Source organism: Streptomyces sp. NPDC003284 (assembly GCF_053589675.1).
This window is the reverse complement of sequence record NZ_JBSFSI010000006.1, coordinates 30,126-52,757: the sequence shown is the minus strand read 5'-3', so window position 1 is coordinate 52,757 and position 22,632 is coordinate 30,126. Positions and strand designations below refer to the sequence as shown.

General features: G+C 74.5%; 20 protein-coding genes. 13 read left to right on the top strand and 7 right to left on the bottom strand.

From position 1 onward, the window contains the following. Positions 1-30 precede the first annotated feature (30 nt). The 4 genes from ACWDYF_RS15045 (at position 31) to ACWDYF_RS15030 (ending at position 5,126) form a co-directional block, all read left to right on the top strand. Positions 31-1,575 carry an amino acid permease gene (locus ACWDYF_RS15045; protein ID WP_381737114.1) on the top strand — a complete coding sequence of 515 codons (1,545 nt, stop codon included), beginning with the start codon at positions 31-33 and terminating at the stop codon, positions 1,573-1,575. Positions 1,576-1,881: 306 nt separating this feature from the next. After that, positions 1,882-3,270, top strand: a complete 1,389-nt coding sequence (locus ACWDYF_RS15040) for a peptidase C39 family protein (RefSeq protein WP_389464240.1) — start codon at positions 1,882-1,884, stop codon at positions 3,268-3,270. 198 nt (positions 3,271-3,468) lie between these two features. Next, the gene (locus tag ACWDYF_RS15035) at positions 3,469-3,624 is read left to right on the top strand and encodes an SCO1431 family membrane protein (RefSeq protein WP_381737116.1); all 156 of its coding nucleotides are present in this window, start codon (positions 3,469-3,471) and stop codon (positions 3,622-3,624) included. Between the two features lie 329 nt (positions 3,625-3,953). Then, a complete protein-coding gene (locus ACWDYF_RS15030; RefSeq protein ID WP_018570154.1) occupies positions 3,954-5,126 on the top strand; it encodes an acyl-CoA dehydrogenase family protein in 1,173 nt (390 codons plus the stop codon). Positions 5,127-5,348: 222 nt separating this feature from the next. On the opposite strand, the gene ACWDYF_RS15025 is transcribed toward ACWDYF_RS15030, so the two are convergent. Beyond that, the gene (locus tag ACWDYF_RS15025; protein ID WP_026252912.1) at positions 5,349-5,789 is read right to left on the bottom strand and encodes a hypothetical protein; all 441 of its coding nucleotides are present in this window, start codon (positions 5,787-5,789) and stop codon (positions 5,349-5,351) included. A gap of 289 nt (positions 5,790-6,078) precedes the next feature. On the opposite strand from ACWDYF_RS15025, the gene ACWDYF_RS15020 reads away from it, so the two are divergent. The 4 genes from ACWDYF_RS15020 to fxsA all read left to right on the top strand — a co-directional run bounded on the left by ACWDYF_RS15020 (position 6,079) and on the right by fxsA (position 10,196). Further along, a complete protein-coding gene (locus ACWDYF_RS15020; protein WP_018570152.1) occupies positions 6,079-6,519 on the top strand; it encodes an Lrp/AsnC family transcriptional regulator in 441 nt (146 codons plus the stop codon). A 70-nt stretch (positions 6,520-6,589) separates the two neighbouring features. Then, positions 6,590-8,194, top strand: a complete 1,605-nt coding sequence (locus tag ACWDYF_RS15015) for an amidohydrolase (RefSeq protein ID WP_389464244.1) — start codon at positions 6,590-6,592, stop codon at positions 8,192-8,194. Positions 8,195-8,744: 550 nt separating this feature from the next. Next, positions 8,745-9,545 (top strand): polyprenol monophosphomannose synthase, encoded by an 801-nt coding sequence (locus ACWDYF_RS15010; RefSeq protein ID WP_389464246.1) that lies wholly within the window; start codon positions 8,745-8,747, stop codon positions 9,543-9,545. An 87-nt stretch (positions 9,546-9,632) separates the two neighbouring features. Then, on the top strand, positions 9,633-10,196 hold the full coding sequence (gene fxsA / locus ACWDYF_RS15005) for an FxsA family membrane protein (protein WP_381737119.1): 564 nt from the start codon (positions 9,633-9,635) through the stop codon (positions 10,194-10,196). A 127-nt stretch (positions 10,197-10,323) separates the two neighbouring features. Here fxsA and ACWDYF_RS15000 read toward each other — a convergent pair whose 3' ends face one another. From ACWDYF_RS15000 to yczE, 4 genes are all read right to left on the bottom strand, one after another. Continuing rightward, positions 10,324-10,698: an RNA polymerase-binding protein RbpA gene (locus ACWDYF_RS15000; protein WP_003977404.1), complete on the bottom strand. Its 375-nt coding sequence runs from the start codon at positions 10,696-10,698 to the stop codon at positions 10,324-10,326. A gap of 279 nt (positions 10,699-10,977) precedes the next feature. Beyond that, positions 10,978-12,339: an MFS transporter gene (locus ACWDYF_RS14995; protein ID WP_389464248.1), complete on the bottom strand. Its 1,362-nt coding sequence runs from the start codon at positions 12,337-12,339 to the stop codon at positions 10,978-10,980. A gap of 83 nt (positions 12,340-12,422) precedes the next feature. Next, on the bottom strand, positions 12,423-13,190 hold the full coding sequence (locus ACWDYF_RS14990; RefSeq protein WP_389464249.1) for a glycerophosphodiester phosphodiesterase: 768 nt from the start codon (positions 13,188-13,190) through the stop codon (positions 12,423-12,425). Next, a complete protein-coding gene (yczE, locus tag ACWDYF_RS14985) occupies positions 13,187-13,840 on the bottom strand; it encodes a membrane protein YczE (RefSeq protein WP_389464251.1) in 654 nt (217 codons plus the stop codon). Before yczE ends, ACWDYF_RS14990 begins: the two co-directional genes overlap by 4 nt. A 99-nt stretch (positions 13,841-13,939) precedes the next feature. On the opposite strand from yczE, the gene ACWDYF_RS14980 reads away from it, so the two are divergent. Continuing rightward, positions 13,940-15,439, top strand: coding sequence for an SCO1417 family MocR-like transcription factor (locus ACWDYF_RS14980; RefSeq protein ID WP_026252909.1), 1,500 nt, complete (start codon positions 13,940-13,942; stop codon positions 15,437-15,439). 176 nt (positions 15,440-15,615) lie between these two features. Here the strand turns inward: ACWDYF_RS14980 and ACWDYF_RS14975 are convergent, their stop codons facing one another. Further along, entirely contained in the window at positions 15,616-17,313 is a 1,698-nt protein-coding gene (locus tag ACWDYF_RS14975) for an ATP-binding cassette domain-containing protein (protein ID WP_389464253.1), read from the bottom strand. Positions 17,314-17,428: 115 nt separating this feature from the next. Continuing rightward, positions 17,429-17,623, bottom strand: a complete 195-nt coding sequence (locus ACWDYF_RS14970; protein WP_018570143.1) for a hypothetical protein — start codon at positions 17,621-17,623, stop codon at positions 17,429-17,431. A 346-nt stretch (positions 17,624-17,969) separates the two neighbouring features. On the opposite strand from ACWDYF_RS14970, the gene ACWDYF_RS14965 reads away from it, so the two are divergent. The 4 genes from ACWDYF_RS14965 (at position 17,970) to ACWDYF_RS14950 (ending at position 22,607) form a co-directional block, all read left to right on the top strand. Beyond that, positions 17,970-18,362: an ankyrin repeat domain-containing protein gene (locus ACWDYF_RS14965; RefSeq protein WP_018570142.1), complete on the top strand. Its 393-nt coding sequence runs from the start codon at positions 17,970-17,972 to the stop codon at positions 18,360-18,362. Between the two features lie 325 nt (positions 18,363-18,687). After that, positions 18,688-20,106 (top strand): HEAT repeat domain-containing protein, encoded by a 1,419-nt coding sequence (locus ACWDYF_RS14960; RefSeq protein WP_389464256.1) that lies wholly within the window; start codon positions 18,688-18,690, stop codon positions 20,104-20,106. Between the two features lie 177 nt (positions 20,107-20,283). Then, complete coding sequence (locus ACWDYF_RS14955) at positions 20,284-21,417, top strand: glycosyltransferase family 4 protein (protein WP_389464258.1); 1,134 nt, start codon at positions 20,284-20,286, stop codon at positions 21,415-21,417. Further along, positions 21,414-22,607, top strand: a complete 1,194-nt coding sequence (locus ACWDYF_RS14950) for a glycosyltransferase (RefSeq protein WP_389464259.1) — start codon at positions 21,414-21,416, stop codon at positions 22,605-22,607. The genes ACWDYF_RS14955 and ACWDYF_RS14950 overlap by 4 nt, the downstream gene beginning before the upstream one ends. Positions 22,608-22,632: the final 25 nt, after the last annotated feature.

The window sequence follows — 22,632 nt, the reverse complement described above, 5'->3', positions numbered from 1 at the left end:
TCCGACCCCCCACCGAGAGAGAGGCCGACCGTGTCGGAACGGATACAGCTCCCACGTGCGAGAAACCGTGGCGCAGCCGCCGCCCCGGGCGCGTTCGACGACGACGCGACCCTGCACGCGATGGGTTATCCGAGAAAACTCACCCGCCGTTTCAAGGCGTTCGACAATTTTGCGATCTCCTTCACCATCATCAATATAATCTCCGGTATTTTCTCCTCCTTCGGATTCGGAATGAACGCGGGCGGTCCGCGCATTCTCGTATTCGGCTGGATCGGCGTCTCGGTCATGGTGCTCTTCGTCGGCGCCGCCATGGGCGAGGTGGCCTCGGCCTATCCGACGAGCGGCGCGCTGTATTTCTCGGCGGGCAAACTCGCCCGTCGGCACAAGGGCGCCTGGTCCTGGTACACCGGCTGGCTGAACTTCGTCGGCCAGGTGGGCGGCACCGCGGCCACCGGGTACGCGGCGGCCACCTTCATCCAGGCGTTCATCGCGCTCCAGTGGTCCGACTACCGGCCGACCGCCCACCAGACCGTGCTGATCACCGCGCTCATCATCGTGCTCCAGGGGCTCGCCAACACCTTCACGGTCCAGTTGGTCGCGGTACTGAACCGGATCTCCGTGTGGTGGCTGCTGATCGGGATGGTGGTCATCGTCACCGCGCTGATCGCCGTCCCCGGTGATCACCGTCCGGCGTCGTTCGTCACGCATTTCGCGAACAACACCGGTTTCACAAGCGGACTTTACGGCGGGTTGCTCGGTCTGCTGGTCACCAGCTGGACCTTCACCGGCTTCGACGGCAGCTTCCACATGTCCGAGGAAACGGTGCAGGCGACCGTCAACGCGCCCCGGGGCATCGTCCGCGCCATCGGCTATTCCGCGATCACCGGTCTGATCCTCATGCTCGCGCTCGTCTACAGCATTCGGGACTACGCGCATGTGGCGAGCACGGACGCGCCGCCCGTCCAGATTCTCATCGACGCGCTCGGCCTGGGCACGGCCAAGGCGCTGCTGCTCATCGTCATCGGGGCCATGCTCTTCTGCGGACTGGCCAACCTCACCAGCAACACCCGGCAGATCTTCGCCTTCTCCCGGGACGGCGCCATGCCCGGCTCCCGCTGGTGGCACTCGGTCTCCCCGCGCACCCGCACCCCCGTCAAGGCCGTCTGGCTGGCGGTCGCCTGCTCGCTGGCGCTGATCCTGCCCGGCTGGTGGTCGCACACCGCCTTCACCGCCATCGTGAGCGTCAACGTCGTCGGGCTCTTCCTCGCCTACGCCGTCCCGATCCTGCTCCGGCTGCGCCTGGGCGACGAGTTCCAGCGGGGCCCCTGGCACCTGGGCCGCTGGAGCCGCCCGGTCGGTGTCGTGGCCGTCACCTGGATCGCGCTGAGCAGCATCCTGTTCATGCTCCCGCAGGCGTCGCCGATCACCGCCGACTCCTTCAACTACGCCCCGATCGCCCTCGGCGTGGTCCTGCTCGTCGCCACCGTCTGGTGGTTCGCCACGGCCCGCCGCCGCTTCCAGGGCCCGGTCAGCTACGGCCGCCCGGACGAGGTCGCGGCGATGGACCTGATCTGAGGGGGCGCGTACGGGTGCCCGGCGGATCCGCCGGGCACCGTGCCGGGCCCGGTGCCCCGGCGGACCGGGTCCTGAACCCGGGGTGAGCGGGCGGGACCGGTGGGTTCCCGTCCTGCGGGGCGCCGCCGCCACCCGAGTCCCCGACCTGCGCGGATGCGCGTCCCATGCCAGTGGTGGAGACCAATATTGCTGGGCGTGGCGTGCGACGAAGTGCTGGCAGGAGGCGGTCGCCGCCGCCATAGTGGGCGCATCCCGTGCACGGACCGGTCACCCGCCCCGACTCGGACACCTGGGGGTCTTCCACCCATGAGCGGACTCGAACAACCCTCCCGCCGATCCGTCCTGGCCGTCGCGGTCGCCGCCGCCGTGACGGGCACGGTCACCCCGGCAGCCGCCGCACCGCGCAGGGCCGCGGACTCGGCCGGCCCCGCCATCCCCTCCGGCGCCGGGCGCACCCCGGCCCGCCCCGTCGACTACCGCGCCTGGACGACGTACAGCGACTGGCGCGGCGGCACCGGGCACGGCACCCGGGTGTCGCCCGGCCCTCGCGCGGGCCTGGAGATCGCCGCCCCGGCGGGCACCACCGACTACACCGACCCGCACACCGGCACCACCGCCCCGTGGGAGTACGCCACCTGGACCGGCCCGCGCCACCGCCTCGCCGTCCCCGCCACCGAGGCGATCGCCTCCTGGAACGCGCACACCCCGCCCGGCACCTGGCTCCAGGCGGAGCTGCGGGGCACGTACTCCGACGGCACCGACACCCCCTGGTACGTGATGGGCCGCTGGGCCGCCGGTGACCAGGACATCAAGCGGACCTCCGTCGACGGCCAGAGCGACGGCAGAAGCACGGTCTGGACGGACACCCTCTCCGTGGACGACCCGGCCTCCGGCCTGCGCCTGGCCTCCTACCGGCTGCGGCTCACCCTGTACCGCAGGCCCGGCACCCGTCTCACGCCGACCGTCCACCGGTTCGGCGCCATGGGCTCCGACGTGCCCGACCGCTTCACCGTCCCCGCCTCCGCACCCGGCGCCGTGGGCACGGAACTCGGCGTCCCGCGCTACTCGCAGGAGATCCACGCGGGCCAGTACCCGCAGTACGACAACGGCGGCGAGGCATGGTGCAGCCCGACCTCCTCGCAGATGGCCGTCGAGTACCTGGGCGGCCGCCTCACCCCCGCCCAACTGGCCTGGGTCGACCCGGCCTACGCCGACCCGCAGGTCTGCCACGCGGCCCGCTCCACCTACGACAGCCAGTACGAGGGCTGCGGCAACTGGCCCTTCAACGCGGCCTACGCCGCGACGTTCGACGGCCTCCAGGGTGTGGTCACCCGGCTCGGCTCGCTCGCCGACCTGGAGACGCTGATCGCGGCCGGTCTCCCGGTCGTCACGTCCCAGTCCTTCCTCAAGTCCGAGCTGACCGGCGCCGGTTACGGCACCTCCGGCCATCTGATGGCGGTCGTCGGCTTCACCGCCGAGGGGGACGTGATCGCGAACGACCCGGCCTCGCCCGGCGACGAGGCGGTACGGCGCGTCTACCGGCGCCGTGAGTTCGAGAACATCTGGCTCAGGACCAAGCGCTACAACGACTCCGGGAAGGTCGTCTCCGGCAGCGGCGGCGTCTGCTACCTGTACTTCCCCGTGCACCTCACCCCGCGCAGGCGCCGGGCGCTCCAGGCGGTGGGCGTGCGCTGACCGGGCGGCGCACGCGCGCTGACCGGCGGCGCACGCGCGCGAAGGCCCCGGGAGACCGGGGCCTTCGCTGTGACCACCGGGCCTTTCCTGTGACCAAGCCCACCGCCGCCGCGGGCGCCGGCGGTGGCAAGGTGGACGGGAGGCGGGCGCAGTGCCCGCGGGGGAGTCCACCCGGCCCGTCAGACCCTGCGAGAGATCATGAGCGCTCCATCGGCCACCGCCGCCGCACCCGCCCGCGTCCGCACCGGCGGCCCCCAGGACGACGGCGACGGCGCCAAGGTCATCGAACACGTGCTCGGCTGGACCCTGGTCGTCGTGATCGCCATGCTCGTGGCCCAGCTCGGTCTCCTCTGACCCGGCCGCACTCCCGCCGCCTCCCCTTCCGCCCGGCCCCGGTCCGGCCGTCGGCCGACCCCTGTCCGGCCGTCGGTCCACCCCTGCCGCACCCCTCCCGGGCTCCGATCCGTCCGCTGCCCGGGAGCACGGTTCGGCCTTTCTTGAAGTAAGCGGTCGTTAACCGGTGACTCCATGCCTCTGATCGGGCATACTCACAGCGCACAGCCGCTGGTCAGCCGCTTCCCGTGACCCGGGAGGGCAGCCGTCGGCAGGCCCGAGGAGACCCCCGGCGGAGCCGCCCCACAGGGTGCTGTCCGCCAGTGCCCGACAGGGAGGAGAGCGTCGCCATGCCCGACCGCGCCCCGCAGCCGGTGGACCGGCAACTGCCCACGGACGAGGCCCGGGAGCTGATCTCGCTCGTCCGCGACATCGCCCAGCGCGAGATCGCCCCGAAGGCGGCCGAGGAGGAGGACGCCGGACGCTTCCCGCGCGAGGTCTTCGCCCTGCTGTCCCGCTCCGGACTGCTCGGCCTGCCCTACGACGCCGAGCACGGCGGCGGCGAGCAGCCCTACGAGGTCTATCTCCAGGTCCTGGAGGAGCTGGCGGCGGCCCGTCTCACCGTGGGCCTCGGCCTGAGCGTGCACACCCTGGCCGCCTACGGGCTCGCCACGTACGGCAGCAAGGAGCAGCGCGCCGAGCACCTGCCCGCGATGCTCGGCGGCGGACTGCTCGGCGCCTACGCCCTGTCCGAACCCGCCGCCGGTTCCGACGCCGCCTCGCTCAGCACCAAGGCGGTCCGCGACGGCGACGGCTGGGTGCTCAGCGGCACCAAGTCCTGGATCACCCACGGCGGCATCGCCGACTTCTACACGGTCATGGCCCGTACCGGCGGACCCGGCCCGCGCGGGATCACCGCCTTCCTGGTGCCCGGCGACGCCGAAGGGCTGAGCGCCGCCGCGCCGGAGAAGAAGATGGGCCTGAAGGGCTCGCCCACCGCGCAGCTCCACCTCGACGGGGTGCGGGTCGGCGACGACCGGCGGCTCGGCGAGGAGGGCCAGGGCTTCGCCATCGCACTGGCCGCGCTCGACTCGGGACGGCTCGGCATCGCGGCCTGCGCCATAGGCGTGGCGCAGGCCGCCCTGGACGAGGCGGTCGGGTACGCCACCGACCGGCACCAGTTCGGGCGCCCCATCGCCGACTTCCAGGGGCTGCGCTTCATGCTCGCCGACATGGCGACCCAGATCGAGGCGGGCCGGTCGCTCTACCTGGCGGCGGCCCGGCTGCGCGACGCCGGCAAGCCGTTCTCCCGGCAGGCCGCCATGGCCAAGCTGTTCTGCACGGACGCGGCGATGAAGGTGACCACCGACGCCGTCCAGGTGCTCGGCGGATACGGCTACACCGCGGACTTCCCGGTCGAGCGCTATCTGCGCGAGGCCAAGGTGCTCCAGATCGTCGAGGGCACCAACCAGATCCAACGCATGGTCGTCGCCCGGCACATCGCCGGACCCGAGACCCGCTGAACCGCCCGCGGCGGGGTCCGGCGGCGAGCCGCCGTCCGGACCCGTCCGGGGCGGCGCACACGCGCGCACAGATCCCGCACCAGGGCATGCCGGTACGCGCCGGTACGCGCCCATGGCACGGGAAGGTGCCGCGGAAGGCCGCGGCGGCCGTGGAGAGCGACAGAAGAGCGACGGAAGAGCGGTGGAGGCCGGGGGGCCGGGGGCCGGGCGGTGCCCGGCCGCTCAGGCTGCCTGGCGGCGCATCACCGGCGCGGGCATCCGCAGCGGGCGCGAGCCCGGACCGCCGACGTGCGAGAAGGGCTGCATCCGCCAGTCGAGGCCCTGCGGGAGCGTCAGCAGCAGGGCGGTCTGCTGCTCCTGCGGTCCGGCGGACTCGTCCGCGGGCCGGGCCTCCGTGGCGTTGCGCCCGGTGCCGGCGCAGACGGTGAGACCGAACGGGTTCCACGGCGAGGCGCACAGCGCGTGCTCCGGCAGGATCTCCTCGTCCGCCAGCAGCGCGATGGGCTGCGCGCACTCCGGGCAGACCACCCGGAACATCTCGAAGGTGTCGTAGGCGTCGAAGTCCTCGCCGAACTCGTCCGGTTCGACGCCCTCCGGCTGAGGCGCGATCACCGGCTGCTGCCGCTTGGGCACGGAGCGACCAGGGCGCTTAAGACTCTGCATGGGATTCTCCCCCTAAGGCTGGGCCGTGAAGGCGCTGCGGCCTCGACCACAGCAAGCACTTCCCGTCCGGTCTCGGCGGTAATCACGAGGACATCACGAAGCGCGCCCGGCTGTTTGTGGCGTTGGTCACATGCCACGCACAGGTGCCCGCCGCGTCCCGTTTGTCCTCCGGTGCGCCCCGGCCGGCGCCCCCTGCCGGACGGATCCCGGGCCGACCGGGCCCGAAGGCGGCGCGACCCGGGCCGCCGAGGTATCCGGAGAGATCAACCGCACTGTAGGTTCTTGCGCCATGGAGGAGCTGGACCGACAGATCGTGCAGCTGCTCGTCAAGGACGGGCGGATGAGCTACACCGACCTGGGCAAGGCCACGGGCCTGTCCACGTCGGCCGTGCACCAGCGGGTGCGGCGGCTCGAACAGCGTGGTGTCATCCGCGGGTACGCCGCGGTCGTCGACGCCGAGGCCGTCGGGCTGCCCATGACCGCCTTCATCTCGGTCAAACCCTTCGACCCCAGCGCCCCCGACGACATCGCGGACCGCCTGGCCGGTGTGCCCGAGATCGAGGCGTGCCACAGCGTGGCCGGCGACGAGAACTACATCCTCAAGGTGCGCGTCGCCACCCCGCACGAACTGGAGGAGCTGCTGGCCCGGGTGCGGACCCTGGCGGGCGTGTCGACCCGTACGACCGTGGTCCTGTCGACTCCCTACGAGGCGCGCCCCCCGCGGATCTGAGCCGGCCCGGCACGCGGGGCGACCGGCCCTGCGTGCGGGAGCGCGCGGGTGAGGCGCGAGACTGGTGCGCATGAGTGAGCGCACCGCCGAACCGCAGACCGTCCTCCTCCGCCGCGGCGAGGTCCACAGTCCCGCCGACCCGTTCGCCACCGCCATGGTCGTCGAGGCCGGACATGTCGCCTGGGTCGGCTCCGAGGGTGCCGCCGACGCCTTCGCGGACGGTGTCGACGAGGTCGTCGACCTGGACGGTGCCCTGGTCACCCCGGCGTTCACCGACGCCCATGTGCACACCACGAGCACCGGTCTCGCGCTCACCGGCCTCGACCTGTCCGACGCGCCCTCCCTGGAGGCGGCCCTCGCCCGGGTGCGCGACTTCGCCGCCGCCCGCCCCGGCGACCGGGTCCTGCTCGGCCACGGCTGGGACGCGGCCCGCTGGCCCGGCGGGCGCCCGCCCACGCGCGCGGAGCTGGACGAGGCCACCGGCGGACGCCCGCTCTACCTCAGCCGGATCGACGTCCACTCCGCGGTCGTCACCACCGCCCTCCTCGACCTGGTACCGGCCGTCTCCGGGCCCGTGGACGGCCCGCTGACCGCCGGTGCCCACCACGCGGTGCGGGCCGCCGCGTTCGGCGCCGTCACGCCCGCCCAGCGCACCGCGGCCCAGCGTGCCGCGCTCGCCCGCGCCGCCTCCCTCGGTATCGGCTCCGTGCACGAGTGCGGCGGCCCGGACATCTCCTCCGAGGACGACTTCACCGGCCTGCTGGCCCTCGCCGCCGAGGAGCCCGGTCCCCGGGTCGTCGGCTACTGGGCCGAGGAGGACGTCGACAAGGCGCGCGGCCTCGGCGCGCTCGGCGCGGCCGGGGACCTCTTCGTCGACGGCTCCATCGGCTCGCACACCGCCTGCCTGCACGCGCCGTACGCCGACGCCGGGAGCACCGGCACCTCCTACCTGGACGCGGACGCCGTCGCCGCCCACGTCACCGCCTGCACGGAGGCCGGTCTCCAGGCCGGGTTCCACGCCATCGGCGACGCCGCCGTCACCGCCGTCGTGGACGGGATGCGCGCCGCCGCCGAGAAGGTGGGCCTGGCCCGCGTGCGCGCCGCCCGGCACCGCGTCGAGCACGCCGAGATGCTCACCCCGCAGACCATCGCGGCCTTCGCCGAGCTGGGGCTCACCGCGTCCGTGCAGCCCGCCTTCGACGCGCTGTGGGGCGGCGAGGACGGCATGTACGCCCGGCGGCTCGGCCCCGGGCGGGCGCGCACCCTGAACCCGTTCGCCGCGCTGCTGCGGGCCGGTGTCCCGCTCGCCCTGGGCTCCGACAGCCCCGTCACCCCGCTGGACCCGTGGGGCACCGTCCGGGCGGCGGCCTTCCACCGCACACCGGAGCACCGGATCTCGGTGCGGGCCGCGTTCACCGCCCACACCCGCGGCGGCTGGCGGGCCACCGGCCGCGACGACGCCGGTGTCCTGGTGCCGGGCGCGCCCGCGGACTACGCCGTGTGGCGCACCGGCGAACTGGTCGTCCAGGCCCCCGACGACCGGGTCGCCCGCTGGTCGACCGACCCGCGCTCGGGCACCCCGGGCCTGCCCGACCTCGGTCCGGGCCGCGAGCTTCCCGTCTGCCTGCGGACGGTGGTGGGCGGCCGGACCGTCTTCGTACGGCCGGGCGAGTGATCTACGGGGGCGGCGCGGCGGCGGTGATCGCCCGCCGCCCCGTCGCGCGACCTGCGCATCCTCGGCACCCGGCGCACCGATGGGGCCGTCCGGGCAGGTCAGCTCCGTGTTTGACAGGCGACGGCAGGTGGCCGGTAGGTTCTGCCGGGTCCACCACCGGACGCACGGCCGGGGAACGTCCGTACCCGCGTCGCAGCGCCGCTGGGTCAGGGACGGTGTGCCGCACCGGGTCACCGTCGCTGGGAGCCAGGCTCAGCGTCCGCGTCGGCGGGGGAACGTTCCGGGCGGTCGGCGAGGTGTGACCCGGGTGGGGCCCGGTCGCTCAGTAGACAACGGCTCTCGGTCGATCCGCAGCCAGCGGGTCCCAGGTCGGCCCGAAGGGCGCCGGGCCCCCTCTCCGCACTCTCCGAGCTCTTCCGGAACCTCTCCGAAAAAGAGGATTCTTACCCCGCTCCGACGGAACCGACACCCCGGAATGCACGTCGCGTCGCATCAGCCCAGGCCGTGGCCACTATGGTGGTCCCCTGCGTACGGACATGAAGGGGCAGCAGTGAACCACGGCGACGGCACCCCCGCGGCTGGGGCCAAGGAGAGGCGGTTCGGTCCGCTCGGTACGGCACTGGTGATCATTCCGACCTACAACGAGGCGGAGAACATCAAGTCGATCGTGGGCCGGGTCCGCAAGGCCGTTCCCGAGGCGCACGTCCTCGTGGCCGACGACAACAGCCCCGACGGCACCGGCAAGCTCGCCGACGAGCTGGCCGGGGAGGACGGGCGGGTCCACGTCCTGCACCGCAAGGGCAAGGAAGGGCTCGGCGCCGCCTATCTCGCGGGCTTCCGCTGGGGCCTGGAGCGCGACTACGGCGTGCTGGTCGAGATGGACGCCGACGGCTCCCACCAGCCCGAGGAGCTGCCCAGGCTGCTGACCGCCCTGAAGGGCGCCGACCTGGTCCTCGGCTCCCGCTGGGTGCCGGGCGGCCGCGTGGTCAACTGGCCCAAGTCCCGCGAGTTCCTCTCCCGCGGCGGCAGCACCTACTCGCGGCTCATGCTGGACGTCCCGATCCGCGACGTGACCGGCGGCTACCGGGCGTTCCGGCGCGAGACCCTGGAGGGTCTCGGCCTGGACGAGGTGGCCTCCCAGGGGTACTGCTTCCAGGTCGACCTGGCCCGGCGCGCCATCCGGGCCGGCTTCCACGTCGTCGAGGTGCCCATCACCTTCGTGGAGCGCGAGCTGGGCGACTCCAAGATGAGCCGCGACATCGTCGCTGAGGCGCTGTGGCGGGTCACCTCCTGGGGCGTGGGGGAGCGCGTGACCAAGCTCACCGGCCGGGGCGGCGGCACCCGCTCGTAGGGCCCGGTCCGGCGTCGGTGCCCTTGGCCGTCCGGCCGCGGGCACCCGCTTATCCCGTGCTGAGCCGGGCCCAGGCACACTGGGAGTATGACGACAGGCGCTCCGACCTCCCCGCACTCCACCACCAGGCCCCGGCGCTCGCGGCTGCGCAGGTTCCTGCCGCTGGGCGTGGCCGTGTGGCTGGTGCTGGAGATCTGGCTGCTGACGCTCGTGGCGGGCGCGGCCGGCGGGCTGACCGTGTTCCTGCTGCTGGTGGCCGCCTTCGTGCTCGGCGCCGTGGTGATCAAGCGGGCGGGCCGTCGCGCCTTCCGGAATCTCAACGAGACGCTCCAGCGCGGCACCGCCCCCTCGGACCGGCGCGGGGGCAACGGCCTGATGATGCTGGGCGGCCTGCTCCTGATGATCCCCGGCATGATCTCGGACGTGGCGGGGCTGCTGCTGCTTCTCCCGCCGGTCCAGCGGGCCGTCGGCCGCCTCACCGAGCGCACGGTGGAGCGCAGGCTCCGCACGGCCGGTCCGGGCACCCTGGGCGACGCCTTCCAGCAGGCCCGTATGCACCGCCCCGACGGCAAGGTCGTCCAGGGCGAGGTCATCAGGGACGACCGGCCCGCCGACGCCCCGCGCGAGCAGCGCCCGCCGCTGAACCGCTGACCGGGCGGAGAACCGAGAGAACCGGAACCGCAACCGGAGAACAGAACAGGACGGGCGCCGTACGTGGATCACGTACGGCGCCCGTCCTGCTTGAGGTGCGCTGGTAACCGGCTCACGCCGCGCGGGACTACGCGCTCTTGCGGCTGTCCCGGGGATGAACAGCGATGTTCATCGCCCCGGACCGCAGCACGGCGAGACGCTCCTCGAGGACCTCTTCGAGCTCCTCGCGGGTGCGCCGCTCCATCAGCATGTCCCAGTGCGTACGCGCCGGCTTGGCCTTCTTCTCCTCCGGGCCGTCGCCGTCCACCAGGAGTGCCTGGGCCCCGCAGACCTTGCACTCCCACTCCGGCGGGATCTCCGCCTCGACCGAGAAGGGCATCTCGAAGCGATGCCCCTTCTCGCATGCGTACTCCACGGCCTGGCGCGGGGCCAGGTCGATGCCGCGGTCCGTCTCGTAGCTGGTCACCACGAGGCGCGTGCCGCGAAGAGCTCGCTCACTCATGAATCGTGCCTCCCGGGCTTGTCGCCCACAGGACAGGTGTCGCTGTCGTCGTCATCCGGTCAACGTCCGGTCGGCGGTAAAGATTCCCGTTCCGATGTCCCGTTCCGGGTCATGTGTCGCCGTCGTAGCCGCAGCCTTGTCAACCAGTGCAGTACCCACCGGCGCCCGGTTTGTCACATCTGCAAGGAGATGTCACCCAGCGTTTCGGCATCTTTGACGCGCAGTAACGGTACGCCTGGCAGGCCAAACGCGTACACTACAGCGCTTTCGCCCTCAGTGCTAAATCCGGTCGGGCACCGGATTCCCCGCGTCCTCGATCGCCCGCCCCACCGACACCCGCGCGAGCAGCACGAACCCGATCACGAAGAACACCACCAGCGAGACGATCGCGTCCCGGTAGCTCCCGGTCAGCTGGTAGGTGAGCCCGAACAGCAGCGGCCCCAGCCAGCTCATCCCCCGGTCGCTCATCTCGTACGCCGAGAAGTACTCCGCCTCCTTGCCCGGCGGCACCAGGTGCGAGAACAGCGACCGGGACAGCGCCTGGCTGCCGCCGAGGACGAGTCCGATCCCGGCCGCCAGCACGAAGAACCACACCGGCGCGCGGGCGGGCAGGAAGAACCCGGCGGCCAGGATCACCGTCCAGGCGGCCAGCGACCCGAGGATCGTGCGCTTGGCCCCGTGCACCCGGGCCAGCCGTCCCATCCCGAGCGCCCCGGCCACCGCCAGCACCTGCACCATCAGCACCGCCGTGATCAGCGTCGACTGGCCGAGCCCCAGCTCCTCCGAGCCGTACACCGACGCCTGCGAGATCACCGTCTGGATGCCGTCGTTGTAGACGAGGTACGCCAGCAGGAACGCCAGCGTGCGCGGCTTGCCGCGCATGTCCCGCACCGTGGCCGCGAGCTGGCGCCAGCCGTGCCGCCCGGACGGCGCCAGCCGGTCCGTGCGCCGGTCGCGCAGCCGGTTCAGCGGCACGAGGGTGAAGACGCCCCACCACAGCCCCGCCGAGGCCAGGCAGATGCGCACCGCCATCGCCTCGGACACCCCGAAGGAGTCGTGCGCGGTGAACAGCACCAGGTTCGCCACCAGCACGAGCGACCCGGCCGCGTAGCCGAACGCCCAGCCCCGGGAGGAGACCGCGTCGCGCTCGTCGGGGGCCGCGATCTGCGGCAGATAGGAGTTGTAGAGGACCATCGAGACGGCGACCGAGGCGTTGGCCACGATCAGCAGCCCGCCACCGAGCAGATAGCGGTCGCCGTCCAGGAAGAACAGGCCCGCCGTCGCCGCCGCGCCCACATAGGCGGCGGCCGCCAGCAGCGGCTTCTTGCGGCCGGTGCGGTCCGCCGCGGCGCCCGCCATCGGCATGAGCACGATCGCGACCACCACGGACACCGAGACGCAGTACGCGAAGAACGACCCGGCCCGCACCGGGACGCCCAGCGGGTGCACATACCCGTCGGCGTCCGCTGCGGCCCGCGCCACCGTGGTGAGGTACGGCCCGAGGAACACGGTGAGCACGCTGGTCGAGTAGACGGAGCAGGCCCAGTCGTAGAAGTACCAGCCGTGCTGCTCGCGCTGCCGCGCGGCGCCGTCGCCGTCCTCGGGGGACGCCGCCGCGCTCCGCCCAGGGGGGACGCCCATGGACCCCACAGTGCCGGTACCCACCAGCGCCCTCGCCTCCCCGCCGCTGCCGCCGCGCCGCCCGGAACCCGGTCGTGCCGGACTCAGACCCAGACGCCCCGCTCCTGGAGGACCGTGCGCAGCGTGTCGATGTGATCGGTCATGATGCCATCGACGCCGAGGTCCAGGAGCCGGTGCATCTCCGCCGCCTCGTTGACCGTCCACACATGCACGTGCAGTCCCCGCGCGTGGGCCGCGCGGACGAACAGCCGGTCGGCCACCGGGACACCCGACTGGGACACCGGTACCTGCACGGCCACCGCCGAGCGGCGCGGCGCGAGCGGCACGCCCCAGGAGCGCAGCCGCAGTTCCAGCACCGCGCGCGTGCCGTACGACGTGGCCAGGCGCGGTCCCGCCAGCCGCTGCGCCCGCGCCACGCGCGCCTCGGAGAACGATCCGACGCACACCCGCCCCCAGGCGTCCGCGCGGTCGAGCACGTCCAGCAGGGGCAGCAGCGCGGGCTCCGCCTTGACGTCGACGTTCCAGCGCACCTCGGGGAAGGCGGCCAGCAGGTCCTCGAAGAGCGGGACCGGCTCGCGGCCCGCCACGCGTGCCCGGCTCACCTCCCGCCACGGCAGCTCGGCGATCCGGCCCGCGCCGTCGGTCACCCGGTCCAGCGTCGCGTCGTGGAAGGCGACCAGACGTCCGTCGGCGGTGGCGTGCACATCGGTCTCGATGTACCGGTAGCCCCGCTCCACCGCCCGCCGGAACTGGGCCGCCGTGTTCTCCAGACCGTCGGCCGCCCCGCCGCGGTGCGCGAAGGCGATCGGGCCCGGATGGTCGAGATAGGGATGGCGTACGTGCGTGGTCACGGACGCAGTATCACCCGTTCGGGTGTACCGGCGGCAACGGCGGCGCCGCTGCCGGGAGCCCCGGGCACGGCGAACAGACGCAGGAAGAACTGGGCCAGCGGCCCGATGGAGACCGCGTACAGCACGGTGCCCGCGCCGATGGTGCCGCCGAGGGCGAAGCCGGTGGCCACCACCGCCACCTCGACGGCCGTGCGCATCAGCCGGATCGACCGGCCGGTGCGCCGGTGCAGCCCCGTCATCAGCCCGTCCCGGGGGCCGGGCCCGAAGCGGGCGGAGATGTACAGACCCGTCGCCGCGCCGTTGAGCAGGACGCCCGCCACCAGCACCGGGATCCGCACCGCCAAGGCGTGCGCGTCCGGCACCAGGGCGAGGGTGCCGTCCATGGCCAGTCCTACGACGAAGACGTTGGAGACGGTGCCGAGGCCGGGCCGCTGGCGCAGCGGGATCCACAGCAGGAGCACCACCGCCCCCACCGCGATCGACACCACTCCGATCGTGAGCCCGGTCAGCTCGGCCAGGCCCTGGTGCAGGACGCCCCAGGGTTCCAGGCCGAGTCCGGCCTCCACGAGGAGCGCGGAACTGGCGCCGTACAGCGCGAGACCCGCGTAGAGCTGGACGAGACGCCGCCCGAGGCGGTCCGGCGTGGACAAAGTGCCCCCCTGATGGTGGAAGTGGCCTGACCCGTGCCACTCTGTGGCGGAGGGAAGAGACCCATCCATGGCCAATTCGGGGAAGGTGGACTGGTCGGCATGGCACAGTGGACCTCTGCGGTGGGCGCGGCGCAGCTCGCCCGGCAGCTCGGCTCCCAGCAGGACCGCCCGGCGGGGCCCGGTTCCCGCCGCCCGCCCGCCTACCGGGCGCTCGCGGACGGCATCCGGCTGCTGGTCCTGGAGGGCCGCGTCCCGGTGGCCGCCCGGCTGCCCGCCGAGCGCGAACTGGCCCTGGCCCTGTCCGTCAGCCGCACCACCGTCGCCGCCGCCTACGAGGCGCTGCGCACCGAGGGCTTCCTGGAGTCCCGGCGCGGGGCCGGCAGCTGGACCGCCGTCCCGGCCGGGAACCCGCTGCCCGCGCGCGGCCTCGAACCCCTCCCGCCGGAGGCCCTGGGCTCCATGATCGACCTGGGCACCGCCGCGCTGCCCGCGCCCGAGCCCTGGCTCACCCGCGCCGTGCAGGGCGCCCTGGAGGAGCTGCCGCCCTACGCGCACACCCACGGCGACTACCCGGCGGGGCTGCCCGCGCTGCGCGCGATGATCGCCGACCGGTACACGGCCCTCGGCATCCCGACCATGCCCGAGCAGATCATGGTCACCACCGGGGCGATGGGCGCCATCGACGCGATCTGCCACCTCTTCGGCGGCCGGGGCGAGCGCATCGCCGTGGAGTCGCCGTCCTACGCCAACATCCTCCAGCTGATGCGCGAGGCGGGCGCCCGGCTCGTGCCCGTCGCCATGGCCGAGGGCCTGACCGGGTGGGACGTCGACCGCTGGCGCCAGGTGCTGCGGGAGGCCGCGCCCCGGATCGCCTACGTCGTCGCCGACTTCCACAACCCGACCGGTGCCCTCGCCGACGAGGACCAGCGGCGCCGCCTGGTGGAGGCGGCCCGTTCGGCGGGCACGGTGCTCGTCGTCGACGAGACCATGAGCGAGCTGCACCTCGATCCCGGCGTGGAGATGCCGCGGCGGGTGTGCGGTTTCGACCCGGCCGGGTCCACGGTGATCACCGTGGGATCCGCCAGCAAGGCGTTCTGGGCGGGCATGCGGATCGGCTGGGTGCGCGCCGCCCCCGACGTGATCCGCAGCCTCGTCGCCGCGCGGGCCTACGCCGACCTGGGCACTCCGGTGCTGGAGCAGCTCGCCGTCAACTGGCTGTTCGGCACCGGCGGCTGGGAACAGGCCGTCGAACTCCGCCGGGCCCAGGCCCGCGACAACCGCGACGCACTGGTCGCGGCGGTCCGCCGCGAGCTGCCCGCCTGGGAGTTCGAGGTCCCCCGGGGCGGTCTGACCCTGTGGGTGCGCACGGGCGGCCTGTCGGGCTCGCGCCTGGCGGAACTGGGGGAGCGGGTGGGGGTCCGCGTCCCCTCCGGGCCGCGCTTCGGCGTCGACGGCGCCTTCGAGGGGTATGTCCGGCTGCCGTTCACCGTGACGGGCGCGGTCGCCGAGGAGGCGGCGGTCCGCCTGGCGGCGGCGGCCCGGCTGGTGGAGTCGGGCGCCTCCGGGGGTGGCGAGTCGCCGCGGACGTTCGTGGCGTAGCGCGCGGACCGGGGCCCGGTGGCCGCGTGGCGGGGGGAGGGCGGTTGCCGGGAGGGCCGGGCGGTCGCTGAGGGGGCGGCGATCCGGCCGGCGGCGGCCCGGCTGGTGGAGGCGGATGCCTGCGGGGGCGGCGAGGCGGCCCCGGACGCGGCCGGTGAAGGCCGCCGCCGGGCGGCTCAGGACGGCTCGCCCACGGCCGCCTCCGGCGCCAGCGCTTCCTCGACCGCTTCCGCCACCGCCTCCGTCCCCTCCGCGTCCGCCGTCCCCGTCGCCTCCGCCGCCTCCACGGACTTGGTGAACCTGGCGGACTTCGCGGACCTGGCCACCGCCTCCGGAGGCTCCGGGACCGTCTCGCCGTCCGCCGGAGTGGTCTTCGGCGGCAGCAGATCCTGCACGGCCGTGCGCAGCGCGTCCCCGGCGGAGTCGTCGTACGGGTCGGGGGTCGCTGGCACCTGGAGCCGGTGCACGGGCCCGGTACCCAGCCGGGCGTACCCGCGTCCGGGCGGTACGACCGGCGGCGGCGTGGTGTGGGGCGGCGCCCCGAGCACCGCCTTGAGCTGTTCCGCCGTGGCGGGCCCGAGCACGACACGCGCGCGCGTGTGCTGGCGCAGCGCGTCGCTCAGCGCCTCCGCGCTGTCGAACTGCTCGGCGACGACGACCGTGACGTCGACCGCGCGGCCGTGTCGCAGCGGCACCTGGAGCAGCGCCTGCGGGTCCTCCCGGCCGTCCGCCGCGGCCAGGTGCGTGAACGCGGTCGGCCGGTCCAGCAGCAGCCACAGCGGACGCCGGGTGTCCGCCGGCGGCGGGTGGCCCGCCTGCCGCGCCCGGTTGACCGCGATCAGCCGACGCTCGGTCTCGGTGGCCGCCCACTCCAGGCTCGTCCGCACCCCCGACAGCCCGCACTCGACGGCGAGCACGCCGTCCCGGCCGGTCAGACAGGCGTACTCGCCGGTGCCGCCGCCGTCGACGATCACGACGTCGCCGTGCCGGAGCGCCTGGAGGGCGAGCGAGCGCAGCAGCGTGGAGGTGCCGCTGCCGGGCTGGCCCATGGCCAGCAGATGCGGCTCGGTGGAGCGCAGCCCGGTGCGCCAGACGACCGGCGGCACGTCGTGCTGCTCCTCGCCGTAGGTGAGGGGGAGCGTGCGCTGCACCTCGCTCGGGTCGGTGAAGCCGAGCACCGTCTCGCCGGGCGCGGTGACGAACCGCTGGGCGGCGATGCCGGTGGGCAGCGGATCCAGCGCGGTCAGGGACAGCTCGTTGCCCTCCTCGTTCCAGCCGAAGAGGTACTCCCGGTCGCGGCCCGCCTTGGCGGTCAGCAGATGCTCGATCCGCGCGCGCGACTCCGCCTCGCCGTCGGTGAAGTAGGCCGGGTAGCGGATCAGCAGCCGGCGCAGGCGGCCGGAGTCGTCGAAGGCGGAGGAGGGGAACGCCTTCTCCCACTCCCCGCCGTGCGCGTACAGCGGGGACGGGTCCTCGGCCGTGGAGAAGTACGGGACCAGGGCCTCGTAGAGCGTGCTCAGGCGCTGCTTGCGCGGCTCCTCGGCGGGGTCGGGGCCGGGCGGGGTCCGGTCGCGTCCGTGCCAGGCCGCGGCCGCGGTCACCACGAGGGCGGCGAGCAGCGGGCCGTACGGCACCAGGGCCACCGTGAGGATCACCGCGGCCACCAGGAACAGCAGCGGTCCCCGCCGGTCCCTGGGGGTCTCCGCCCATCTGCGCCGGGCGGCCGCGGCGAGCCGGCCCAGACCCCGGGCGATGGTGATGAGCGGATGGAGGATGTCCGTGGCGCTGTCGGCCGCCGTCCGGGCCAGCTCCCGGCTCCGGGCGAGCTGCGCGCTGCCTGTGCTCAGAATGCGGGGGAGGGGGCGCCGGGCCACTGCTGCCTCCTGGGAGTGCGTAGGGGAGACCGGGTTGCCCCCGGCACGTGGACGGAGCGGGCCGGGGGCGGGGTCCTCGGGGACCGCGAGATCCTGGACGTCCTCGGGGCGGGCGTCAGAACCGCATGCCGCCGAGCAGGCTGGCCAGGCTCTCGCCGCCGGCCCGGATGCTCGGCGCGATCGCGGTGCTCGCCAGGTAGAAGCCGAACAGCGTCGACACACACGCGTGGGAGGGCTTGAGCCCGTCCTTGCGGAAGAAGACGAAGCCGATGACGCCGAACAGGACGACGCCTGAGATGGAGAGGATCATGTGAGATCTCCTGGTGTCGAAGGGGGACGGTCACCCTGAGTCCTTCCAGGATCACAGCATGTATCTGTATGACAAAAGGTGCAACCGGGTGAAATGCTCGGTATCGCCCCCGGTCGGCGGACCCGGTCCCGGGTGCGGTGTCCGGGGCGGCCGACGGCGCCGCCGCCCGCGCCGGGGTCCGCGGCGATCTTCACCTCCGGTGCGGCGCGCCGCGCACGGGACGAGCCAGTACCCTGTCGATTCACCCGGACGGCCGAGCACCGCTCACGGCCGTACGCTTGCTCCCCGCACGTCACCAGCAGTCACCCACAGTCCCCGAAGCCCGCAGTGAGAGGTGGTCCGCCCGATGAGTGAAGCCCCCGACCCCGAGGTCGTGGAGCTGGCGACCAAGATCTTCGATCTGGCCCGGCAGGGGCGGACCGAGGCGCTCGTCGCGTACGTCGACGCGGGCGTCCCCGCCGACCTCACCAACGACCGGGGCGACTCCCTCGTGATGCTCGCCGCCTACCACGGCCACGCCGACGCGGTCCGCGCCCTGCTGGCCCGCGGCGCCGACGCCGACCGCGTCAACGACCGCGGTCAGACACCCCTCGCGGGAGCGGTCTTCAAGGGCGAGCAGGGCGTGATCGAAGCCCTGCTGGAGAGTGGCGCCGACCCGGCGGCGGGCACGCCGTCGGCGCTCGACACGGCCCGCATGTTCGGCCGCACGGAGCTGCTGGAACTGTTCGGCCGGCAGTGAGCGCGGCGGGCCCCCGACAGCCGGGAGGGGCCCGCCGACCGGCGACGACACGGAAAACGGGGGAGGCGGTACAGGGCCGCCGGAAATTTCGGTCGCGGCAGCGCAGACACCGGGCCATCATGACGTCGTGATTCACGGACGCGATGGCTGGGCAGGTGTTGCCGCACCGCGCGGGCCGTGAAGCGGCCCGTATGGGCCACCGACGAGAGGCAGAGGAAGATGGTCTACAGCAAGCCAGAGACGGCGGGTACCCCGACGTGTTGTCACGCGGCCAGCTAGTGCGTGTTCCCCGGTTGCGTCGACGCTTGATGTGAGGCTGTTTCCCATGTTCGATCCGGTCATAGCGCCCAGCGGCACGCTGCTCGGCCTGCTCCAGCGGGGCCGCGGCGACGGCACACTGCACGCGCTCACCGCCCCCCGCGCCGAGGCGCTCGCGGCACTGAACCACTGCGTGCTGCACGACCCCCGCCACGACTGGCAGGTGGAGAACCGCTCCCTGTACTACGCCCGGCTCCTGCTCGACCTCGGCGGCGAGCTGGACGCGATCGAGGCGCACCTGTTCGACCCCGAGGACACCCTGGACACCGAGGAGTCCCGCACCGGACTCGCCCTCGCCGTCCTCGGGCACCTCGCCTCCTACGGCCGCCGCGACGCGCTCGCCCTGCTGCGCCGGTACGCTGCCACCGGCACCAACTGGGCGTGGGCCCTGGACGAGCTGGCGCTGCGGGACGACGACGCGGGCCTGCGCGCCCTGGCCGTGCCCGTCCTCGCCCGCTTCTCCGCCGACGCCGGGGGCGAGGCCGCCCTGGCCGCCGCCGTCCGCGACGCCTTCGAGCCCCGGCCCTGGCGGCTGTGGGCCGAGGATCCCCGTCCGGCGATTGCCGGACGGGTGCGCGCCGCCCACGAGACGGGCTGTTTCGACCGCTGGCAGCGGCAGCTGAGCCCCACCGGACCCCGGCCGGGCTGGAGCGTACGCGCCGTGTTCGAGTGGGCCCAGCAGGGCGCCGAACGCGGCGCGGCCCTCCATGTCCCCGCCGCCCGCTGCCTGGCCGCCGTGGCGGGCCCCGACGACCGGCCCGAGATCCTCCGGGCCGCCCGGCAGGGCACCGACGGCGCCCGCTGCACCGCCCTGCGCTACCTCGCCGACGGCAACGACCCCGACACCCTCGCCCTCATCGAGGCGGCCGTGTCCGACGGCACACCCGCCGTCGTCGAGGCGGCCGTCGACGCCTTCGAACGCATGCGCAGCGTCGCCGCGGTCGACCGGGCGCGCGCCTGGGCCGGCCGCCCCGACCCGCTGGGCGCCGCCGCCGGACGCATGCTCGCCTGCCGGGGCGGAGCCGCCGACCGCGACCTCGTCCTGGCCGCCCTGCGCGAGGCGGTACGCGGCGAAGGGCCCGACGCGCCCACCCTGTGGACCCTGGTGGACGGCGCCGGACGGCTCGGCATCGCCTGCGCGGCCCCCGTGCTGCGGCACGTCTACCGCGAGACCGCCTCCTCCCATCTGCGCGGCCGCGCGGCCCGCGCCCTCGCCGCGACCGACCCCTCCTTCCCCGCCGGGTTCGCCGTCGAATGCCTGTGGGACTGCGAGGAGAGCACCCGCGAGGTGGCCGCGCGGAACGCCGAGACCGCCGACCTGCGCGTCGTCGAGCAACTGCGCAGGCTCGCCGCCGACCCGGCCGAGGAGGCCGAGGTCCAGACCGCCGTACGCAGCAGGATCGAGCCCGACGTCGCCACGGGGTGAGCGGCCCGCGGGGGCCCGGCGCGACCGGCCGGAGCCCCCGGACCGGGTCCGGCCGGGGCGCCCGGAGCAGGCGCGGCGCACCGCCGCCCGCAGGCGCCGTCCAACGCTCACGGGACGTTCCCCGGCCGGACAGATCGACGTCGACGCGTCCACGTCCGGCCCGGCGACAACCCGGGTATGCGTGTCGTCATCGTCACCGAGTCCTACCCGCCCGATGTGAACGGCGTGGCCCACTGCGCCCACCAGACCGCCCGCCACCTCGCCGAACGCGGCCACGACCCGCTGGTCGTGGCCCCGGCCGCCGCTCCGGGCGGCCCCGGCCGCACCGGGGAGTGCCCCGGCGTCCGCACCGTCCGGATCCCCTCCCTGCCGCTCCCGGGCTACCCCCAGGTCCGGGTCGCCCTGCCCAGCCGACGGGTCGCGGCGGCGCTCACCGCGCACCGCGCCGACCTGGTGCATCTGGCCGGGCCCTTCGTGCTCGGCGCGCGGGGCATGGCCGCCGCCGCCCGCCTCGGCATCCCGGCCGTCGCCGTCTACCAGACCGACCTCGCCGGATACGCCCGCACCTACGTGGGCACCGGCGAGGCCGCCGCCTGGCGGCGGCTGCGCGCCGTCCACTCGGCCGCCGACCGCACCCTCGCCCCCTCCGGCGCGGCCGTGCGCGACCTGCGCGCCCACGGCGTGCCCCGCGTCCGGCTCTGGCCGCGCGGCGTCGACACCGTCCGCTTCCACCCCGCCCACCGGGACGGGGCCCTGCGCCGCGCGCTCGCCCCGCACGGCGAACTGATCGTCGGCTACGTCGGGCGGCTCGCCCCCGAGAAGCGGGTCGGGCTCCTCTCGGAGGTCTGCCGCCTGGCCGGGGTCCGGGTGGTGGTCGTGGGCGACGGGCCCAGCGGGCCGCACCTGGCCGGCGCCCTGCCGGGAGCCGTCTTCACCGGCCCCCGCACCGGCCCGGAGCTCGCCCGGTACTTCGCCTCGCTGGACGTCTTCGTGCACACCGGCCCGTTCGAGACGTTCTGCCAGACCGTGCAGGAGGCCATGGCCAGCGGGGTACCGGTGGTGGCGCCCGCCGCCGGCGGCCCCCTCGACCTCGTCGCCCACGGCCGCACCGGGCTGCTCGTCCCGCCGGACGACGCCGCGGCCCTGCGCGACGCGGTCCGCGCGCTGGCCGCCTCGCCCGCCCGGCGCGCCGCGTACGGGGCGGCCGGCCGAGCGGCCGTCGAGGGCCGCACCTGGACCGCCGTCGGCGACCGGCTCATCGGCCACTACGAGGACGTGCTCGGGGCCCGGCGCACGGCGGTGGCGGCGTGAGCGCCGGGCCGCTGCGCATCGTCCGGCTCGCGAACTTCGTCACCCCGGCCTCCGGCGGACTGCGCACCGCGCTGCGCGAACTCGGCAAGGGCTACCGGGCGGCCGGTCACGAACCGGTCCTGATCGTGCCCGCCGACCGGCACACCGACCGGGAGACCGCGCAGGGCCGCGTGATCACCCTGCCCGGACCGCCGCTGCCCGGCACCGGCGGCTACCGCGTGCTCACCGACCGCCGGCGGCTGGCCGCCCTCCTGGAGGAACTGGCCCCCGGCCGCCTGGAGGTGTGCGACCGCACGACCCTGCGCTGGACCGGCCGGTGGGCGCGGCGGGCCCGGATCCCGGCCGTCATGGTCTCCCACGAGAGCGCCGACGGGGTGCTGCGCACCTGGGGCCTGCCCGAGCACCTGGCCCGGCGCACCGCCGACGCCGTCAACACCCGTACCGCGCACGCCTACGCGCGGGTCGTGTGCACCACCGGGTTCGCCGAACGCGAGTTCCGCCGGATCGGCGCGCGCAACGTCGTCCGCGCCCCCCTCGGGGTGGACCTGGCGGAACGGCATCCCGGGCGGTACGACCCGGGGCTGCGCGCCCGGTACGCGCGCGGGGACGAGGCGCTGCTGCTGATGTGCTCCCGGCTGTCGGTGGAGAAGCGGCCGGGCATCGCGCTGGACGCCCTCCAGGCACTGCGGCGGCGCGGAGTGCGGGCGGTGCTGGTGATCGCCGGGGACGGCCCGCTGCGCGGCCGCCTGGAACACCGCGCGCGTGCGCGTGACCTGCCGGTCGTCCTCCTCGGGCACGTCGGTGACCGGGAGCTGCTGAGCGCGCTCCAGGCGTCCGCCGACGTGTGCCTGGCCCCCGGGCCCGCCGAGACGTTCGGGCTGGCCGCCCTGGAGGCGCTGGCCTGCGGCACTCCGGTGGTCGCGAGCGCGTCCTCCGCGCTGTCCGAGGTGATCGGCGCGGCCGGTGCCACGGCGGCCGGCCACGGCGAGGCGTTCGCCGACGCCGTGGAGTCCCTGCTCGCGCTCGCCGGTCCCGAGCGGCGGGGGCGGGCACGCGCGCGTGCCGAGCGCTTCGGCTGGCCCGCCGCCGCTGCCGCCTTCCTCGCGGCCCACGACGCGCCGCCCGCGCCCGCGCTCGCCCGTGCGGCGCTCGCCCGTGGGACGCCGGATCGTGAGGTGCCCGATCGTTGAGCGATCCCGCAATACGCCTGTTGTC

Coding starts and splice junctions, on each gene's coding strand:
- ACWDYF_RS15040 (WP_389464240.1), top strand. CDS start 1,882: ATGAGCGGACTCGAACAACCCTCCCGCCGATCCGTCCTGGCCGTCGCG.
- ACWDYF_RS15035 (WP_381737116.1), top strand. CDS start 3,469: ATGAGCGCTCCATCGGCCACCGCCGCCGCACCCGCCCGCGTCCGCACC.
- ACWDYF_RS15030 (WP_018570154.1), top strand. CDS start 3,954: ATGCCCGACCGCGCCCCGCAGCCGGTGGACCGGCAACTGCCCACGGAC.
- ACWDYF_RS15025 (WP_026252912.1), bottom strand. CDS start 5,789: ATGCAGAGTCTTAAGCGCCCTGGTCGCTCCGTGCCCAAGCGGCAGCAG.
- ACWDYF_RS15020 (WP_018570152.1), top strand. CDS start 6,079: ATGGAGGAGCTGGACCGACAGATCGTGCAGCTGCTCGTCAAGGACGGG.
- ACWDYF_RS15015 (WP_389464244.1), top strand. CDS start 6,590: ATGAGTGAGCGCACCGCCGAACCGCAGACCGTCCTCCTCCGCCGCGGC.
- fxsA (WP_381737119.1), top strand. CDS start 9,633: ATGACGACAGGCGCTCCGACCTCCCCGCACTCCACCACCAGGCCCCGG.
- ACWDYF_RS15000 (WP_003977404.1), bottom strand. CDS start 10,698: ATGAGTGAGCGAGCTCTTCGCGGCACGCGCCTCGTGGTGACCAGCTAC.
- ACWDYF_RS14995 (WP_389464248.1), bottom strand. CDS start 12,339: ATGGGCGTCCCCCCTGGGCGGAGCGCGGCGGCGTCCCCCGAGGACGGC.
- ACWDYF_RS14980 (WP_026252909.1), top strand. CDS start 13,940: ATGGCACAGTGGACCTCTGCGGTGGGCGCGGCGCAGCTCGCCCGGCAG.
- ACWDYF_RS14970 (WP_018570143.1), bottom strand. CDS start 17,623: ATGATCCTCTCCATCTCAGGCGTCGTCCTGTTCGGCGTCATCGGCTTC.
- ACWDYF_RS14965 (WP_018570142.1), top strand. CDS start 17,970: ATGAGTGAAGCCCCCGACCCCGAGGTCGTGGAGCTGGCGACCAAGATC.
- ACWDYF_RS14960 (WP_389464256.1), top strand. CDS start 18,688: ATGTTCGATCCGGTCATAGCGCCCAGCGGCACGCTGCTCGGCCTGCTC.
- ACWDYF_RS14955 (WP_389464258.1), top strand. CDS start 20,284: ATGCGTGTCGTCATCGTCACCGAGTCCTACCCGCCCGATGTGAACGGC.